Source organism: Spirosoma horti (assembly GCF_054776595.1).
The window spans coordinates 544847-563377 of record NZ_BAAHBQ010000004.1; the positions used below are offsets into that span (position 1 = coordinate 544847).

The 18531-nt window shown below is 46.0% G+C and carries 15 protein-coding genes and 1 tRNA gene; all 16 read right to left on the reverse strand.

Going from position 1 to position 18531, the window contains the following annotated elements:
* Positions 1–10: 10 nt before the first annotated feature.
* Positions 11–721 (reverse strand): SCO family protein, encoded by a 711-nt coding sequence (locus tag ACYVAM_RS13945; protein ID WP_461067921.1) that lies wholly within the window; start codon positions 719–721, stop codon positions 11–13.
* A gap of 3 nt (positions 722–724) precedes the next feature.
* Entirely contained in the window at positions 725–1048 is a 324-nt protein-coding gene (locus ACYVAM_RS13950) for a cytochrome C oxidase subunit IV family protein (protein ID WP_461067923.1), read from the reverse strand.
* Between the two features lie 12 nt (positions 1049–1060).
* Positions 1061–1858, reverse strand: coding sequence for a cytochrome c oxidase subunit 3 (locus tag ACYVAM_RS13955; protein WP_461067925.1), 798 nt, complete (start codon positions 1856–1858; stop codon positions 1061–1063).
* A gap of 16 nt (positions 1859–1874) precedes the next feature.
* The gene (locus ACYVAM_RS13960; protein ID WP_461067927.1) at positions 1875–2465 is read right to left on the reverse strand and encodes a cytochrome c oxidase subunit 3; all 591 of its coding nucleotides are present in this window, start codon (positions 2463–2465) and stop codon (positions 1875–1877) included.
* A gap of 9 nt (positions 2466–2474) precedes the next feature.
* A complete protein-coding gene (cyoE, locus tag ACYVAM_RS13965) occupies positions 2475–3353 on the reverse strand; it encodes a heme o synthase (RefSeq protein ID WP_461067929.1) in 879 nt (292 codons plus the stop codon).
* Between the two features lies 1 nt (position 3354).
* Positions 3355–4368 carry a COX15/CtaA family protein gene (locus tag ACYVAM_RS13970; protein ID WP_461067931.1) on the reverse strand — a complete coding sequence of 338 codons (1014 nt, stop codon included), beginning with the start codon at positions 4366–4368 and terminating at the stop codon, positions 3355–3357.
* Positions 4343–6226, reverse strand: a complete 1884-nt coding sequence (locus ACYVAM_RS13975; protein ID WP_461067933.1) for a cytochrome c oxidase subunit I — start codon at positions 6224–6226, stop codon at positions 4343–4345. Before ACYVAM_RS13975 ends, ACYVAM_RS13970 begins: the two co-directional genes overlap by 26 nt.
* Positions 6227–6253: 27 nt before the next feature.
* Complete coding sequence (locus tag ACYVAM_RS13980; protein ID WP_461067935.1) at positions 6254–7375, reverse strand: cytochrome c oxidase subunit II; 1122 nt, start codon at positions 7373–7375, stop codon at positions 6254–6256.
* An 18-nt stretch (positions 7376–7393) separates the two neighbouring features.
* Positions 7394–8704 carry a quinol:cytochrome C oxidoreductase gene (locus tag ACYVAM_RS13985; protein ID WP_461067937.1) on the reverse strand — a complete coding sequence of 437 codons (1311 nt, stop codon included), beginning with the start codon at positions 8702–8704 and terminating at the stop codon, positions 7394–7396.
* A 92-nt stretch (positions 8705–8796) separates the two neighbouring features.
* The gene (locus tag ACYVAM_RS13990; RefSeq protein ID WP_461067939.1) at positions 8797–9408 is read right to left on the reverse strand and encodes a c-type cytochrome; all 612 of its coding nucleotides are present in this window, start codon (positions 9406–9408) and stop codon (positions 8797–8799) included.
* A gap of 14 nt (positions 9409–9422) precedes the next feature.
* Positions 9423–9956 carry a DUF3341 domain-containing protein gene (locus ACYVAM_RS13995; protein WP_461067941.1) on the reverse strand — a complete coding sequence of 178 codons (534 nt, stop codon included), beginning with the start codon at positions 9954–9956 and terminating at the stop codon, positions 9423–9425.
* Positions 9957–10051: 95 nt separating this feature from the next.
* Positions 10052–11482 carry an NrfD/PsrC family molybdoenzyme membrane anchor subunit gene (gene nrfD / locus ACYVAM_RS14000; protein WP_461067943.1) on the reverse strand — a complete coding sequence of 477 codons (1431 nt, stop codon included), beginning with the start codon at positions 11480–11482 and terminating at the stop codon, positions 10052–10054.
* 104 nt (positions 11483–11586) lie between these two features.
* Positions 11587–14700, reverse strand: coding sequence for a TAT-variant-translocated molybdopterin oxidoreductase (locus ACYVAM_RS14005; protein WP_461067945.1), 3114 nt, complete (start codon positions 14698–14700; stop codon positions 11587–11589).
* A gap of 94 nt (positions 14701–14794) precedes the next feature.
* Positions 14795–16126, reverse strand: coding sequence for a c-type cytochrome (locus tag ACYVAM_RS14010; RefSeq protein ID WP_461067947.1), 1332 nt, complete (start codon positions 16124–16126; stop codon positions 14795–14797).
* Positions 16127–16355: 229 nt separating this feature from the next.
* A tRNA-Cys gene (locus tag ACYVAM_RS14015) sits at positions 16356–16426 on the reverse strand.
* 145 nt (positions 16427–16571) lie between these two features.
* A complete protein-coding gene (gene rpsA / locus ACYVAM_RS14020; RefSeq protein WP_461067949.1) occupies positions 16572–18359 on the reverse strand; it encodes a 30S ribosomal protein S1 in 1788 nt (595 codons plus the stop codon).
* Positions 18360–18531 lie beyond the last annotated feature (172 nt).

Genomic DNA, 18531 nt, shown 5'->3' on the forward strand with positions numbered 1-18531 from the left:
AAGCCGTAGGTTATTCTTTGCTGTAAATATCAAGCAGCACCCGGATTTCGAGTACCAGCCGATCCACATCTTCCTTGTCAGTTCCGTCGTAAAACCCTCTGACAATGCCTTCTTTATCTACTAATACCAACTTTTCGCTGTGAATAAAAGTTTCGTCTGGCTTTCCCTCTTTCACCCCGGCATCGACTGCTGGTAAATAATATCCATGCATGGCCAGATCATAAATATCTGCTTTACTCCCGGTCAGGAAATACCACTTGCCCGGAATAGCCTCATACTTCTTCGCATAGGCCTTTAATTGCTCCGGACGGTCATGTTCGGGATCGACCGAGTGGGACAGAAAAACAATTGATGGATTACTTCGAAAAATATCCTGGACACGGGTGAGCTGTGAAGAGATTCGGGGGCAGACCGTAATACAACGGGTAAAAAAGAACGAAGCCACATAGATTTTATTCTTTACAATCGACTCATCTACTGTTTTTCCATCCTGATCAATAAGCTTGAAGTGAGGAATTCGGTTGAAGATCGTATCGGTTATTACCTGTCCATCGGCGAGGGTTACTTTCCCCATTAATGGCTCACCTTTTGTCGAGTCAATTTTAGGTAAGTAGCGAGGCAATACGAAATGATTCTGGGTGGCAAACCGCAGGAAAATATACAGCAAAGCCGGGACCAGCAATGTAACGAGCAGGATCCCGGCTTTTCGATTGACCGTCATGAATTATCGTAATTGAAATATCGAACCGCCTTCAGTTAACAAGGCAATAAGTAGCCAGATGATAAAAACTATTGGTATAACAATGGCCCAGATCAGGCTTTTCACTTCGTGTTTAAGGTGCATAAATTCACCAACGATATAAAAAGCTTTTACGAGTGTCATGATTACGAAGATGGAGGTTCGAAAGCCACCAGCCTTCATAAAGTAAGCCAACGTAAATTCAAAGGCTGTAATAACTGAAAGGATAACGAAGGTGCGCCAGATTAGACCCGTATTTGCTGGTGGTATCTCACCAACTTCGTGTGTTCCGTGTGTTTGATCAGACATGATAGTAGGTAATTAAACCAGGTAGAAGAATGTAAATACAAATACCCAAACGAGATCGACAAAGTGCCAGTATAAGCCTACTTTCTCAACCATCTCGTAATGACCACGCTTTTCGTAAAGGCCAGTAGCCGCTCGGTAGAAGATCAGAATGTTCAGACAAACGCCACTAAATACGTGCGTTCCATGGAAACCTGTAATGAAAAAGAATAAGTCAGCAAAGGCAGGGGGACCATACTGGTTTTCGACCAGATTAGCACCAAAAATCGTGCGTTGAATCGTCTGTCCGTTTATTAATTCACTAATGGTAGTACCGGTTTCTGTACCGTGAATAAAGTGGCTCCACTCCCATGCCTGGCTTCCCAGGAATGTGAAACCGCCCAAAATGGTCCATAACATGTATTTCTCCACATCTTTACGATCCATCCGGTGTCCGGCTTCCACTGCCAACACCATCGTTACGCTACTGAAGATAAGGATAAAGGTCATGATACCAACGAAAATCAGGGGCAGGTCAACACCATGTAAAAACGGTACTGAATTGTACACCTTTTCTGGCGTTGGCCAGTACATGTTTGAGAATTTAAATACTTCACCATAAACCGCCGGATCCCAGGCGGGGTAGCTGTAACGGATCAATCCGTACGTTACCAGCAAAGCTGAGAAGGTGAATGTATCCGAAATCAGGAAGAACCACATCATCAGCTTGCCGTAGCTCACTTTCATCGGTTCAACACCACCCATCCAGGTTTTCTTGTCGAACACTTGCTCCGAGTCGGTTGTCAGGGTATCGTGCGTTACAGTAGCCGCCATGCGTCTAAAAGGATTATCAATGAAAATAGACTAAAAAGAAAAACAAATACAACCACAAAATGTCTAAAAAATGCCAGTAAGTAGCCGCTATTTCAAGCTGGTTCAAGCTTTTTCCGTGGATACGGAGCCGGAAAGCAGCAATTAGCGCAAAGACTAGCACAATCAAGCCGGAAATCAGGTGAAACCCGTGTAAACCGGTAAAAATGTACATGAACGAACCCGCTGGATTGCCTACAAAAAAGACATTTTCTTTCACTAACTCAACCCAGCCCTGGAACTGCATGTACAGAAAAGCAATTCCAAGTGCAAAAGTAATAGTTATCGCTATTTTAAGACTGCCAAAGTTGTCTTTTTTTGCAGCTAGGTAGGCCCAGTGCATGGTTAAACTACTAATGGCCAATACGACGGAGCTATACGTAAACACGGAAGGAATATCATACTCCAGCCAGTTGCCTTCCGCCCGGCGGACAAGATAGGCACTTGTCATAGCCGCAAAGAGCATAATGATGCTTACGATGAACAACCACATGATAAACTTGCGGGGGTTCATCGAGAGCGTTTCCTGTGGCTCTTCGACAATTGAAATATCGTTGACTAACTCACTCATGATTTGTTGTTATACTTTATCTAGTAGGTAAACAATCTGTACAACAGGCAGATACAGCAGTGATCCAAACATCATTTGCAGTGCCGCTTTGTCCGTACAGGTTCTCATTAAGTGAAACGTTTGCGCTAGAAACAAGATTCCGCCCACCATGGCAACCAGCGCTGAATTTATACCCGTCATACCCAGAAGGTAAGGCAACCAGCCAACCGGAATCAGGAATAGGGTATAAATCATAATGCGGAACGCTGTTTCGGTCGTTTTTCCATCGCCAGGCATCATTTGAATGCCAGCCTTTTTGTATTCGTCGAAGGCCAACCAGCCAATGGCCCAAAAGTGCGGAAACTGCCAGAAAAACTGAATAGCAAATAATATGCCGGGTGTCCAGCCAAAGTGGTTAGTTGCAGCAACCCAGCCGATCATGGGTGGAAATGCGCCTGGAAGCGCCCCTACAAATACAGCAATTTGCCCTTTTCTTTTCAGGGGTGTATAAACGAATCCATATAACAAAAGCGATAATACCGCTAATGCAGCAGCCCTCACGTTAAAGAATTCAACGAACAGGTAACAACCCAATCCAAATAAAATGAAAGCAAACGTGGCAGCCTCATTTACCGATAAACGACCGGTTGGCAATGGCCGCACAGCGGTGCGCTTCATCACTTTATCCGACTCTTTCTCGATTATTTGATTGATAATGTTTGCGGCCCCGGTAATGCTGATCGATGCAATTGTAAGAACAGCGATCTTCCACCAGCTTACCTGATCAGCGGCAAGGCAGTAGCCGAACACACCAGAAAAAACGACAGCCAGCGTGAGCTTCAGTTTTATTAATTCAAGGTATGCTTTTGCCTTTTCGTTGATGATAGACCAATCCAATACTTTTTCCATGTTATGCTTTTACTAATCGAGTTGCTTGATTCAGGCTACCTTTTGCTATAAGCTTAGGTGTCAAAAGCAGACTAATCGAAAATTGAAAACCAATCATTAATATGGCTAAGACCAGGTGAATAGGCTGAGCAAAAGCCGGTACGCCTAAATAGGCTATGATGACACCCGTACCAATCTCAGCTACAACAAGACAGATCAGTATGTTTGTTAACTTAACTAACTGGCCGCTCTTATTAAGCTTACGGAGCTGATAGATAACGCTAATATGTAAGGCAAATACAATAAGTGAAAAGGAGCGGTGGACATAAAAGCGCCAATCCAATTGACTGATCCAGTTATCCCGCTCGCCATAGCCTATCCGTTTTACCACGCTATCGAGCACATCTCTGACCTGTGCTCCCAATAAAATCTGCATGAAAGTCAACAGCAACGTAATGGCCAGTATCACACGGAGTTTATTCGTCTTTTCGCTCTCAACGTTCCATTGGTGCGAACCAGATCTAAGCCATACATACAGCAATGTAAAGACGAGTAAGATAGCTAGTAGCAAATGTAACGTGATCACGTACTGCGCCAGTTCTGTAGCTACTACGCGGGAACCGAGCCAACCATTGAAACCAATCAGAAGAAAGCTAATGAGGCTTCCCCAAACGATGGCTTTGTCTTTACGCAAATAAGAGAGAGAGGCAAGTAATGTAGAAAAAACAAGAAAACCTGACAAAACACCCAGCAAACGATTGGTGTATTCTATCCAGGTTTTTACGGGGTTGAATAAAACTTCACCCTTCAACTTCGCACCGTATACTTCCTGATAGTTAGCTGGTAGCTGAGAGATTTCAGTGGGAGGAACCCAACGGCCAAAGCATTTTGGCCAATCCGGACAGCCCATTCCAGAGCCCGTACCTCTAACAATACCACCTGCCAAAATAAGCAGATAAATAACAACTATTGTTATGGATACCAGGCTCCGGAACCGCTGTTCTTTTTTATCAATGAGGCTGTTTGAACTGGTCATTCAGGTTTTGTACCTCGATTTCTTTTTCCAAACCAATCAACTCATTTTCATGAGGAAGATTTGATTCTGGAGTTTGAGAATAAGGTACGTTTTGAGGAATGAAATCATCCTTTGCACCCGGTTTGCTATAATCATACGGCCAACGGTACACGGCAGGGATTTCACCCGGCCAGTTACCATGACCTGGTTGGATTGGTGTTGTCCACTCCAGCGTATTTGACTTCCATGGATTTAAGGTTGCTTTCCGACCTTTGATCAGGCTATGAACGAAATTATAAACGAAAATCCACTGAGCCGTGAAGGTGAATATAGCAGCCAGGCTAATGAATGCATTCATATCAGCAAAGATATTCTTCGTGAAATCATAGCTTGTAAATGCATAGTACCGTCGTGGGAAGCCAGCAATACCAACATAGTGCATTGGGAAGAACACAAGGTAAATTCCAATGAACGTCAGCCAGAAGTGGATATATCCCAGTTTCTCGTTCATCATCCGCCCAAACATTTTTGGGAACCAATGGTAAACACCAGCTAACAATCCAAAGGCCGATGCAGCACCCATTACAAGGTGAAAGTGAGCAACAACGAAATATGTATCGTGCAATTGAATGTCCAACGCAGAGTTACCCAGAATCAAGCCTGTGATACCACCCGAGATAAAGAATGATACAAGACCGATGGAGAACAGCATAGCAGGGGTAAACCGAATGTTACCGCGCCATAGTGTCGTAATGTAGTTGAACGCTTTTACAGCCGATGGAACGGCAATAATCAGCGTCAGGAACATAAAGATAGAGCCCAGGAATGGGTTCATACCTGTTACGAACATGTGGTGAGCCCAAACGATAAAGGCTAGGAAAGCGATACCCATCATAGAGGCAATCATGGCACGATAGCCGAAAATAGGCTTACGAGCATTCGTAGCTATGATCTCAGATGTCATACCAAGAGCTGGTAGTAACACAATATACACCTCCGGGTGACCCAGGAACCAGAATAAGTGCTGGAACAGAATAGGGCTACCGCCTACGTTTGGAAGCGCTTCACCCTTAATGTAAATTTCAGACAGGTAGAAACTGGTACCGAAACTCCGGTCAAAAATCAACAATAAAGCAGCCGAAAGAAGTACAGGGAATGAAATCAGGCCTAGGATGGCAGTCAGCAGGAACGCCCAGATTGTTAATGGAAGTTTGCTGAATGACATTCCACGCGTACGCAGGTTAATTACGGTCGTGATATAGTTAATACCACCCAGTAACTGCGATACAATAAATAATGCCATACTGGTCAACCAAAGGGTCATACCCAACTCAGAACCTTTGTGCGCCTGAGGCAATGCACTCAGTGGTGGATAAATAACCCAGCCACCTGCTGCTGGCCCTGTCTGGATAAACATCGACGAGAACATAATAACACTGGCAATAAAGAAGAACCAGTAGGATAACATGTTCAGGAAACCCGATGCCATATCGCGGGCACCAATCTGCAGAGGAATCAGGAAGTTCGAGAAAGTACCGCTCAAACCGGCCGTTAATACGAAGAACACCATAATGGTACCATGCATGGTAACCAGCGCCAGATAAAAATCAGGATCCAACTTGCCTGTTTCATTGATCCAGCTTCCTAAGATAGGACGCAGGAATTCAAGCTTCATCGTTGGGAAACCCAATTGAAGCCGGAACATAACAGACAGGCTAATTCCGATGATCGACCAAATGATACCTGAAATCAGATATTGTTTGGCAATGGTTTTATGATCTTCAGAAAAAATATACGTGCGCCAAAAACTTTGCGGTTCATGATGGTCATGCTCAGTTGCATGTGCCACTACCGCCGAATTAGCTGCTACAGTCGCCATAGTATTTGGTTTGTTGTAAGGTTAGATTTAACGGAGTTTCGCAACGGCTGTTGTTACTCCACCTGTTTTGGGTAGTGACGCAGTTGAACTATCCGCTGGAGCGGCCGTAGCATCAGCAGGCAGGTACTTGGCTGCTTTTGCTTTCAAATTGGCAGGAATACGAGCAGCCAATTCCGGAGTCGATGTCAACAAAGGCTTTTGCTGTTTACACCAGGCTGCCCATGAAGCTTCGTCTTCAACGATCAGGCGAATACGCATTGAGAAGTGGCCTTGACCACAAACTTCTGTACAGGCAATTTCATAACCGAAATCTGGATTACCTGTGATATTCCGCATTTCATCCGTCGTCTTATCCGCAATAAACCAAAACCGTGTTGGCATACCTGGCACAGCATCCATTTTAACGCGTAAGTGAGGGATGAATACACTGTGTAATACGTCGCGAGCACGGATTTTCAATAAAACTGGCTTATTGGCAGGAATGTGTAATTCCGATGTAGAGGTGAAGTCATCGAACGATGCTTCATCGGTATAGTCAATCCCGGTATCGTTGTTATTGTCGATCAGCTTGTAATTGTACGAACCAAGTTTATTGTTGTCTACACCTGGGTAGCGCACAATCCAGTTAAACTGTTTCCCTACAATTTCAAATACCTGAGCATTAGCCGGCGCTTCAGCCATAATGTCGCGCCATGCACGCCATCCGGTGAAAACCATGACCGCCATGATTACAGCAGGAACAATCGTCCAGATCAATTCCAGCTTGTGGTTTTCTGGATAGTAAGCAGCTTTCCGGCCTTCTTTATGCTGGTATTTCCAAGCGAAGAAGAATAACAGCGCATTTGTAATAACAAACGCTACTGTAATCATAGCCATGGAGATCCAGAACAAATTGTCTGTCCGCCGACCGTGTGGAGACGAGGCTTCGGGTAAGAAGAATTGACGGGCATACATGAATGACCACACAGCGCCAATCAAACCGACAATAAAGAAGATCATGAACATTGCTCCGTTAATCCGGTTGCTCATGCCTATTTGACCGTCCACGGAAGGCCCGCTTGCATTTTTCACAACGGCGCCCATCTTGGAAACGACCATAGCCGCCAGACCCAAAAAGATTACCGATAATAAAGCGATTATATAAACCATTTCGATACAGGTTATTAATTAAATATCATGGTGTATTGCTTCTTCGAGCATCGGATGATTCTTAGGAATCAAATTAGCTTTTGCCAGCTGCGAAGAAACTGTCCAGATAAAACCACACGCAAAAATGAGAATCATACCGAACTCAACCGGTCCAAAACCACCGTGCTCACCTACCGTTCCAGGCATGATATTAACGTAGAAGTCAAAGTAATGACCAATGATAATACACCATGCCGCCAGTTTTAAAATAATGTACGTACGCTTTGAATCCCTTGTCATTAAAATGAGAAATGGGCAAACAAAGTTCAGGAACAAGTTAACAAAAAATGGAGCTTTATAAATACCACCAAACCCGCTGAAACGCTCTCTGTAGTAAATTGTTTCTTCAGGTAAGTTTGCGTAATAGATCAGCATAAATTGAGCAAACCATACGTAAGTCCAGAAGATACTGAAAGCAAACATGAACTTACCCAGATCTTGCAAATGGCTGTCATTCACGATCTTAAGATACCCTTGCTCTTTTAGTGTAACGACTGTTAGCGTAATGATTGCTAAACCTGTTACGTGCCAGCTAGCTAGTGTATACCAGCCGAACATTGTACTAAACCAGTGGGTATCAATCGACATAACAAAATCCCAGGCTGAAGTCGATGATGTAACACCAAATACCAGCAGGAACGCCGTTCCTAGTTTGATACTCTTGTCATAATATTCCGTACCACCCTGTAAATCTTCTTGCAATGAGTAGTTGCGGATCATACGCCACATAAAGTACCATAAGCCGAAATAAGCGACAATACGACCCAAGTAGAAAGGCGTATTCAAGAAGCCTTTTTTACCGTTGATGATCGGATCGAATTCAGGACTACTGGCATCATACAGCGCCGGATTAGTCCAGTGGAATAAATCATGTCCTGCAATAAAAAACACGGCGACTATAGCGATTCCTGTAAATGGCAGAAAAGCCGGTAACGCTTCAGGAATCCGTTTAAAGGCCGATGACCACCCTGCCTGAGCCAGGTAGTTATAGGAAATAAAGAACATTCCGATAACAGCTGCGCCAGTAAAATAAATGGCATTCAACCAAACGTTAGCCCACAAACGATTCGTCCACTTGTACGCATGATGGCCTGCGCCATGTGCTTCATGCCCTCCAGCGCTATGCGCCACGGCATGAGTTTCGTGCGAACCAGCACCAGACGCTAACAGATAGGCGCCAATTGCTACTAACGCGACTCCAGCCCCAATGCCAATCATTAACCGGCGTTTGGAGTCCGCAGTAAATTCAAATTCTTCGTCTAAGGACGGTATTGCGTGAGCCGATGCCATTCTTATTGGTTTGTCAATTAATTAAAATACGATGGACGCAGGGTGTTATGAACTGGTACTCACCAATCCTTTTCGTCGCGCCTTACGTTAAATTATCCTTGCTGGAGTTTGTGAACGTATTGTACAATCTTCCACCGATCCTCCGGTGTTACCTGCGAGCCGTGTGGCCACATACGGCCTTTACCATGAGTGATGACGTGGAAAATGTGTCCGTCATTCATTGTCTTGTAAGCGTCGGCCGAGTAGTTTGGTACGCCTTTATACTGCGCTGCTACAGGACCATCTCCTTTACCGGTAGCACCGTGGCAATGGCTACAATAGCGTGTGTATAGAACCTGGCCTTCAGCCTGTGTTTTCTCAGAATCTGCAATTGGGTTCGTTAAGACCCGCTCAGCGATTCCAATACTATCAGCTGGAATATTATACATCATCAGATCCGTCGTCTTGTTGGCGCCTTCACCGAATGTCGTATGATAATTTGGACGTGCTACCGTACCCTGTGCCGGAAGACGCATATTCAGACCATGCTCTCTGGCATTAATTGGATTAGCCCTCACTTGTTTGTAAGGCTCATAACCAACAGGTTCGTACATCTGCGGTGCATAAACAACGCCTGTGTTATTATGGCTATCGGTGCAGGATGCCCCTACAAATAACAGTCCAATAACAGCTAGTGTTGCTATACCTGTATGTTTCGTAATCATTCCTATTCTGACTATTAGAACTGCTTAACATTTACTTCAGCAGCACCTGATTTTTTCAGGATCTGCTCAATATCACTTTCGACAATATTGTTTTTGCTTAAGTCAATAGCCATAGCAAACTTATTGTCGGTTGTTCTTAAATCATACATCAACGGCTTTACGGTTGGGCCCAGGCCATTAGATACCAAAAAGGTAGCAACCATGCCTAAAGCGCAAAAGAGAACCGTTAATTCGAATATGATCGGCACGTATATGACTGGCGAATAAGAATCCTTACCGCCAACAATCATAGGCCAGTCAAAACCTTCTGTGTAATAAGTTAGGGCTAACGCTGTAAGCGTACCACTTAAGCCAAACAGAAAGGCAGCGATACCCAGACGAGTACGGGGATGGCCAAGCGCGATATCTAGTCCGTGAATTGGAAATGGGGTGTAGACTTCATGAATCCGAACACCTGCCTCCTTAACATCTTTAACGGCTTTCAATACGACATCATCATCATCATAGATGCCGACTAAGAATTTACCGTTACCATTTACGTCTGACATACTTTTGTTAGTCTATTTCAAGTTTCAAGTTTCAACCTTCAGGCTATTGTGAGCGTTGCTTCTAGCTTCACAATAGCCTGGAACTTGAAACAGTCTTATTCTACGTCTTTGTTGAACGTTGGATTTGTAACACGCTCACCTTTAGCTACACCCGATACAGAAAGGGGTAATTTCTCAGATGATGACTTGATGACAGTTTTTACTTCGGCCATGTTCACTACTGGCAGGAATTTCGAGAACAGCAGGAATAAAGTGAAGAAGAAACCAAACGAGAAAATATAATCGCTGATGTCAAACAAGGTTGGGTGGAACATAGCCCAGCTCGATGGCAGGTAATCGCGGTGAAGGGAAGTTACAATGATAACGAACCGCTCAAACCACATACCGATGTTTACAATAACCGACAGCACAAATGTCCAGACAATGCTACGGCGAATAGCCCGTGACCAGAACAGCTGAGGTGTGATTACGTTACAGGTCATCATCGCCCAGTAGGCCCACCAGTATGGTCCCGTTGCCCGGTTAATGAAGGCATAACTTTCAAATTCAACGCCCGAATACCAGGCAATGAAGAATTCTGTCAGGTAAGCCACCCCTACAATAGAACCCGTCAGCGTAATGACTTTGTTCATCGACTCAATGTGCTCGATTGTAATGTAATCTTCCAGTTTGAAAACCACCCGGATAATCAGCACCAGGTTCTGCACCATGGCGAATCCGGAGAAGATAGCACCCGCAACGAAGTATGGAGGGAAGATGGTCGTATGCCAGCCCGGAATAACCGACGTAGCAAAGTCCATACTTACAATTGTGTGCACAGACAATACAAGTGGCGTAGACAGACCAGCCAGGATTAAGCTCATGTATTCATACCGTGCCCAGCTTTTTGCTGAACCATTCCAGCCTAAGGAAAAGGCACCATAGATATAGCGGGACACTTTACTACGGGCACGGTCACGAATCGTAGCTAAATCAGGGACTAGACCCATGTACCAGAACACCAGCGATACGGTGAAGTAAGTGCTGATGGCAAATACGTCCCACACAAGGGGAGATTTAAAGTTCACCCACAATGAACCAAATGTGTTAGGCAACGGTAACGCCCAGTAGGCTAACCATGGACGGCCCATGTGCATCAGGATAAAGCTGGCAGCACATAATACCGCAAAAATGGTCATAGCTTCAGCAGCCCGGTTTACCGCTGTCCGCCATTTCTGACGGAACAACAAAAGGATTGCTGAAATCAGTGTACCAGCGTGACCGATCCCTACCCACCATACGAAGTTGGTAATATCCCACGCCCAACCGACGGTTTTGTTCAGGCCCCAAACCCCTAAACCTTCCCACCAGGTCCAGAATACACAGGCGGCCCCGTAGATTAGCACAACCACAGCGATGGTAAAGGCAATGGTCCACTCTCGGGTAGGGGCTCCCTCAACCTGCCTGCTGATATCCTCCGTCACATCGGCATAGGTCTTGCCACCGGTGACGAGGGGAGTTCTAACGGCTGATGTTACATGCGACATATATCTTACTAATTTACAATGTATGATTTATGATACACGAATTACGATTTGTGGTAATGGATTGTTCTAAATTCAGTTACCAGCCCTAACAATTCGCGGTTATTTTAAGCGTGTGACTCTTGAGTAGCGTTTTTGTTCTGCTTAGGCTCTTCGTCTTTGTTCCGGATTTTCGTCAGATACGAAATCTGCGGTCTCACGTTAATCTCTTCCAATACATGGAAAGCCCGGCCTTCGCCTTCAACTTCAAGCACTTTAGAGATTGTACTTTCTGGATTGTTCATGTCGCCAAAGATAATGGCGTTGGTTGGGCAAGACTGAGCACAAGCCGTTTGAACTTCATCAGGTGCTAACCGACGGCGTTCTTTTTTCGCCGTTAGTTTTGTTTCCTGGATCCGTTGTACACAGAACGAACACTTTTCAATTACCCCACGTGAACGAACGGTTACGTCAGGGTTGATGACCATTTTGCCAAGGTCGTTGTTGAAATGATAATCGTAATTATCATTGTCAAAATACTTGAACCAGTTGAATCGTCGTACTTTATAAGGGCAGTTGTTTGCGCAATAACGAGTACCCACACAACGGTTATACGTCATTTGATTCAAGCCCTCTGTACTGTGTGTCGTGGCCAAAACCGGACAAACCGTTTCGCAGGGTGCATTGCTGCAATGCTGACAAAGCATTGGCTGGAACGTGACTTCAGGGTTAGCCGAAGCTACTTCCAGAGCCGAGTAATCTTCGGCTTCTGCATCACTACTGTAATAGCGGTCGATCCGCATCCAGTGCATTTCACGCCGATTCAACACTTCCTGACGACCAACAACCTGAATGTTATTTTCTGCGTTACAGGCCACTATACACGTACTACAACCAATACAGGAGTTCAGGTCAATAACCATACCCCACGAATGGTTTGGCTTACCATACCCATTCCACAGTGTAATGTCGGTTGGATCTGTCGGCCCTACTGAAGTTTGTACTTTCGGCTTATAACGGCCTGCTTGTGAATCTTTTTGATAAGCCGCTAACCGTGCCTCCTGTAGTACAGCCCGACGTCCCATAACTGTGTCATGTGTCTGCGTCTGGGCAATCTCATGGCGACCACTTGCTTTTTCAACTTTCGCACCCGTTGACCCGTAGGTTACGTAGCCATTGGTCAACGTTACAAACGGATATGCATTTTTACCAACACCATTGGCGGCCCGGCCCGCTTTTTCGCGACCATAACCCACGGCAATAGAAACGGTGTTATCTGCCTGTCCAGGCTGAATCAGGATAGGTAATTCGATTGATTTACCATTTGCCGAAACCGTCACCAGGTCATTTTGAGCTACGCCCATATCCTTGGCCGTTTTCTGGGAAACAGCTGCATAATTGTCCCAACAAGCTTTCGAGACGGGATCAGGCAACTCCTGCAACCAGGGGTTGTTTGCCATTGATCCTGTGCCGATAGCAAAACTTTCGTATAAAGAAAGCTCCATGCCCGTCGTTGGCTTGTATCGTTGAGCAATACCGGCTGCCGCCTGGGCTACATTACCTGTAAACGAAGCACCACCTGCTACAGCCTGGCCCTTATTTGGCTCAAATACGCCGTCATTCAACGACTGCACCCAGAAGGCATCAAATGAGCTAAAGCCTGATGTTTTTGGGTAATGTGTTGCACGCCAGTAATTTTTCAGGTAAGCCTGATAGTCACTTGGCTTGCCAGCCCATGTTAACAGACTCGTTTGGAATTGACGCGTTTTGTAGATCAGGGTGATGGCAGGCTGCATCAGGCTATAATAGCCCTGTTTTGGTTCAGCATCGTTCCACGACTCCAGGTAATGAGGAGCGGGCGTAATGTATTTAACCAACGAAGCCGTTTCATCTGCACGGTCAGCGAAAGAAACAGACAGCGGAATTTTTGGCAGCGCTTCGGCAAGTTCAGCACCTCTTGGATGATCGTATACCGGATTGGCCCCATAAAATAGAACAGCGCCAACCTGACCAGCTTTTGCCTCATTGATGAAGGCATTCATTTGCTGATCGTTACCCTGACGGTAATTAACAGGCGTATTAAGATCGATTGTCGTTCCGTAGCTGCCCAACAGGCTATTCAACGCGTTGACAACGATCTGTACATTTGGATCATTAGACCCTGATAAAACTACAGCCTTACCGCGTGACTTAACTAAGTCGTTAGCGGCTTTGTCTAAGTTATCAACCGTTACTGATGGTGTACTAATCGCCGTACCACCTAGTTTAGCCGCAACTTTGTTGTAAAGCGCTGCTACTACCAGTCCTTCCTGTGAAGGTTTGATAGCCGTCCGATAATCAGCGTTAGCACCTGACATAGACAAGCCAGTTTCAAACTGATAATGGCGTGACATCGCTTTGCTTCCGCCACCAACAGCACCAATCTTGCGCGTTTTGGCGTAGTTACCCATGAATTCAATGGGGGCTATCCATGCACCCAGAAAATCAGCACCGACACTGACAATCGTTTCGGCTTTGCTTATATCGTAGGAAGGAATAACCGCTTTGCCAAACGATGCCTGGTTAGCCTGCACAATGCCGAACACAGAGTTTGCATCGTAGGTAATGTGGCGTACGGTTGGATATTTAGCGGCAAAGTCAGCAATAACTGCTTTCGTAGCCGGGCTAAGAATAGTTGACGAGACAATCCGAATCGCTCCCCCTTTAGCCGCAACAGAATTCAGCTGACTAACGATTTCACGGTCAGCAGTAGACCAGTCGATATCTGTTTCGCCACGCTTCGCGCCTTTCAGCTTATCGATGTCATAAAGTGACAGAAGAGATGCCTGAGCACGAGCCGTCGTACCACCTTTCGTGATACTTGACTGTGGGTTACCTTCTATTTTGATAGGTCTTCCCTCACGGGTTTCTACCAGAACAGCTAAGTAATCGCCCCCCTCAACATAGGTTGACGCGTAATAATCGGAGATTGTAGGGAACGTGAACTCTGGCTTGTTAATATAGGGAACAGCCTTGTGTACCGGCGTTTCGCAGGCGGCCAGTGAGACAGCGGCCATACCAAAGCCCATTACTTTTAAAAAGTCACGGCGTTGGGTGTTGGAACCACCGAGCAGACCGTCCAGATCTTTCGATGATTCACTCAGATCGGGGTTAGCAAATTCGCTATTGGCGTTCTTGACAAACGTCGCGTCATTGCGTAACTCCTCAACCCCTTTCCAATACCGTTTAGATGTATTTTCCATGCGTGTTGTATGCGGCAATGGTTAAAATGAGTAATGTATACAGTGAGATCAGCCAGGAATCAGTGTTTCCCCCTGGTGTTCGTGATACATCAAATTAATAGTGACATTTAGAACATTCCAGACCACCGATGTTCGCTACTTTGAGTGGTTCTTTGCTTTCCTTGCGGTGCAGAGCGACCAACTTGTCATAGTAAGCGTTGTCTTTGGTGTTAACTTCAGTCCGACGGTGACAGTCGATACACCAGCCCATCGTCAATGATGACCGTTGTTCAACTACTTCCATTTGCTCAATGGCACCGTGGCAAGTCTGACATTGTACGTTACCCACGTTTACGTGCTGGGCGTGGTTAAAGTAAGCCAGATCAGGCAGGTTGTGAACCCGAACCCACTCAATAGGTTGGTTATTCTCAATGGCCGCGTAAATCTTTTGAATTTCCGGCGACTCTTTTTTGATCACACCATGGCAGTTCATACAGATGTTCGCCGATGGGATCGTAGCACTCTTGCCTTTGTTAACACCCGTGTGGCAGTAATTACAATCGATCTTGTACTGGCCAGCGTGTAGTTTGTGCGAGTAAGCGATTGGCTGCTTTGGAGCATAACCCTGTTGGATACCTACGCCATAAGCTCCATCGATGGTCGCTTTTGTGACGACCAGCAAAAACAACCAGATCACAATCGAACGAAGGGTTGGGTTGTTGAACGCGTCCGAAAGACCCGTTTTGATCCGTTGGCCTAGCGAACCGGCAGGCTGTGTACCATCGATCGTTGCAGGCGTTACGGCTTTCGACAGAATCGTTACAATCGCTAACAATACGCCGAGCACCAACAACATAACGATCAGAAGCGCAACCAGAACAAACGTGAACAGTTCAGAAGGGCCTCCGCTTGTAGACGGACCAGATCCACCTGCACCACCAGCATTCTTTGTATTGTCAGCCCCTGCTACAGCAGCCGTTGCAGCAGGCTTACCAGCTTGATCAATGTAAGCGAGAATACCATCGATGTCTGCATCCGACAAGTTCGGGAAGCTTGACATTTGTACTTTGCCATTGGCATTGAAAACCTGGTTTGCATAAGCATCACCCGAGGCAATCACCGCCGATGAATTCCTGATCCATTTGTGTAACCAGTCTTTGCTAGGTGCCCGTCCTTCAATTCCTTTTAGACCAGGACCAACAACTTTCTCATCCGTTACCGCATGGCACTGAGCACAGTTATTTGTGAACAGCGATTTCCCTTTTTCGGCATCACCACCGCCCCCAGCAGGGGCTGCCGCACCTGCAGCTGGAGCACCACCGGCTGCTGCATCCTGCGCTTTCACCTGGCTGTTGGAAACCAACAGTGTCAGCGATAGAACAATAGCCACGCAAAGCTTATAGAAGCGACTCATTTTATGAACTATATTTATTGAGTTGATTGACATAATCACCACCGCCATTTTATTAGCGCCCAAAAGTACGACACGATTGCTGTATAGTCAAAACTTGCTCTTTAGTTATTTGATTGCCTATTTTATTTATATTGTTTCTAATTAAGAAGCCTGATATAGCCCGATTTTAGGCTCTGGTTTTAATCTTTTTCAAACAAAAAAAAGTGCCATTTGACCAGTTCTCAACCGAGAATGTTAGTCAAATGGCACTTTTACATATGAGAGGTTCCGAGCGGATTCGAACCGCTGTACGAGGTTTTGCAGACCACTGCCTAGCCACTCGGCCACGGAACCTTATGAGCCCGAATTCAGGACAGATCACGAATTCGGGAGTGCAAACATACGATTTTATCCGGTATAAGGAAACCCCTGTCCAAAAAAATGCCCCTAATCCAAAAGGTTAGGGGCATTCCATATAGGTAGACTAAACCGAACTAGCTTAGTTCCGGCCTTCTAGTTGCTCTTTTAAAGCAGCTAAAGCGTCCAGATCGCCAAGCGTAGCACCACGTTCAGCCTGAGCTGGTGCCGATGCTGTCTTCGGTGTAGCAGCTTTCGGTGCTTTTGCTTCTTTTACTGGCTCATTTTTCTCCTGCCACGTTTTGGTGTGCGAGAGCATGATGCGTTTCTCTTCTTTCGAGAACTCCGTTACTTTGAAGTCGAGTGTTTCACCAACTTCAGCGAAGGTACCATCTTCTTTACCCAGATTCTTGAGCGACGAGAAGCCTTCGATACCATACGGCAGTTCGAGGGTAGCCATCTTGTCGTTCTTGTTCAGAATCGTGCAACGGTGAATAGTGCCAACAGCAAATACGGTTTCGAACGTATCCCATGGGTTCTCTTCGAGTTGTTTGTGACCCAGGGCCAGACGACGGTTGTCGACGTCCAGTTCCAGTACAACAACCTCGAGTTCGTCACCAACTTTAATGAAGTCCGAAGGATGTTTCACCTTTTTCGTCCACGACAGATCCGATACGTGTACGAGTCCATCGATACCTTCTTCCAGTTCGAGGAACAGGCCGAAGTTCGTCAGGTTACGTACCATACCTTTGTGCTTCGTACCAACGGCGTATTTCGTACGCAGTTCAGGACGAGTCCAGGGATCTTCCGTCAGTTGTTTAATGCCCAACGACATTTTGCGGTCGTTACGGTCCAGTGTCAGCACTTGCGCTTCTACTTCGTCACCAACTTTCAGGAACTCCTGTGGGTTACGCAGGTGCTGCGACCACGACATTTCGGATACGTGGATCAGACCTTCTACACCCGGCTGGATTTCAAGGAACGCGCCGTAATCAGCTACGTTCACGATTTTACCTTTCACTTTCGAGCCAAGCTGAATGTCTTCGGCCAGTGCATCCCATGGATGAGCCTGAAGTTGTTTCATGCCCAGCGAAATACGCTTCTTGTCTTCGTCGAAGTCAAGAACAACCACGTTGACCTTCTGGTCGAGGTGAAGTACTTCGGATGGGTGGCTGATGCGGCCCCACGAAATATCCGTGATGTGCAGCAGACCGTCTACGCCACCAAGATCGATGAACACACCGAAGTTTGTCATGTTCTTGATAACGCCTTCCAGTACCTGACCTTTTTCGAGGTTGTTCAGGATCTGAGCGCGTTGTGCTTCGAGGTCTTTCTCGATCAGGACTTTATGCGAAACGACAACGTTGTCATTAGCATAATTGATCTTGACGACTTTAACCTCCATTTTCTTGCCAACGAACACATCGAAGTCGCGAATTGGCTTCACGTCGATCTGCGAGCCCGGTAAGAACGCTTCGATGCTGAAAATATCAACAATCAGTCCACCCTTCGTCCGGCGCTTCACGAAACCATCGATAACGAGGTCTTCGTCCAGCGCACGCTGAATTTTCTGCCAGGCAGTGATCACTTTCGCTTTCTTGCGCGACAGAACCAGCTGACCGTTCGGGTCTTCCTGATTTTCTACGTAAACTTCAATTTCATCACCCATCTTCAGGTCCGGCATATCCCGGAATTCAGAAGCTGGCACTAAGCCATCCGACTTGAAGCCGATGTTGAGTAGTACTTCCCGATCCGTTATCCCAACGACGGTTCCCATGACCACTTCTTTCTCTTTTACTTCCGACAGTGTGTTGTCGTAAAGTTCCAACATCCGGTTGTGTTCTTCAACCGAATAGCCGCTTCCAAACCCTTTGTTGTCTGCCCGGTCCCAATCAAATGCCGGCAGTTCGCGTTGCTGCGTTTTGCTCATAAAAAAATGTTTCCTGACCCGCTCAGTACATCAGTCCGTGGGTCAATGGCGGGCTGACTTTAGTTGTGAAATTTTTTCCTTTCGAAAAAGGACTGCAAAGATAGCAATTGCTTTCCATAAAAAGTTTCGCTGGAGGCAAAACTCTTTGAGGTTGAGGGCCAAAGACAGAAAA

Excerpts from the sequence above, each read along its gene's own strand:
- ACYVAM_RS13945 (WP_461067921.1), bottom strand. The coding sequence starts at position 721 with ATGACGGTCAATCGAAAAGCCGGGATCCTGCTCGTTACATTGCTGGTC.
- ACYVAM_RS13950 (WP_461067923.1), bottom strand. The coding sequence starts at position 1,048 with ATGTCTGATCAAACACACGGAACACACGAAGTTGGTGAGATACCACCA.
- ACYVAM_RS13955 (WP_461067925.1), bottom strand. The coding sequence starts at position 1,858 with ATGGCGGCTACTGTAACGCACGATACCCTGACAACCGACTCGGAGCAA.
- ACYVAM_RS13960 (WP_461067927.1), bottom strand. The coding sequence starts at position 2,465 with ATGAGTGAGTTAGTCAACGATATTTCAATTGTCGAAGAGCCACAGGAA.
- cyoE (WP_461067929.1), bottom strand. The coding sequence starts at position 3,353 with ATGGAAAAAGTATTGGATTGGTCTATCATCAACGAAAAGGCAAAAGCA.
- ACYVAM_RS13970 (WP_461067931.1), bottom strand. The coding sequence starts at position 4,368 with ATGACCAGTTCAAACAGCCTCATTGATAAAAAAGAACAGCGGTTCCGG.
- ACYVAM_RS13975 (WP_461067933.1), bottom strand. The coding sequence starts at position 6,226 with ATGGCGACTGTAGCAGCTAATTCGGCGGTAGTGGCACATGCAACTGAG.
- ACYVAM_RS13980 (WP_461067935.1), bottom strand. The coding sequence starts at position 7,375 with ATGGTTTATATAATCGCTTTATTATCGGTAATCTTTTTGGGTCTGGCG.
- ACYVAM_RS13985 (WP_461067937.1), bottom strand. The coding sequence starts at position 8,704 with ATGGCATCGGCTCACGCAATACCGTCCTTAGACGAAGAATTTGAATTT.
- ACYVAM_RS13990 (WP_461067939.1), bottom strand. The coding sequence starts at position 9,408 with ATGATTACGAAACATACAGGTATAGCAACACTAGCTGTTATTGGACTG.
- ACYVAM_RS13995 (WP_461067941.1), bottom strand. The coding sequence starts at position 9,956 with ATGTCAGACGTAAATGGTAACGGTAAATTCTTAGTCGGCATCTATGAT.
- nrfD (WP_461067943.1), bottom strand. The coding sequence starts at position 11,482 with ATGTCGCATGTAACATCAGCCGTTAGAACTCCCCTCGTCACCGGTGGC.
- ACYVAM_RS14005 (WP_461067945.1), bottom strand. The coding sequence starts at position 14,700 with ATGGAAAATACATCTAAACGGTATTGGAAAGGGGTTGAGGAGTTACGC.
- ACYVAM_RS14010 (WP_461067947.1), bottom strand. The coding sequence starts at position 16,126 with ATGTCAATCAACTCAATAAATATAGTTCATAAAATGAGTCGCTTCTAT.
- rpsA (WP_461067949.1), bottom strand. The coding sequence starts at position 18,359 with ATGAGCAAAACGCAGCAACGCGAACTGCCGGCATTTGATTGGGACCGG.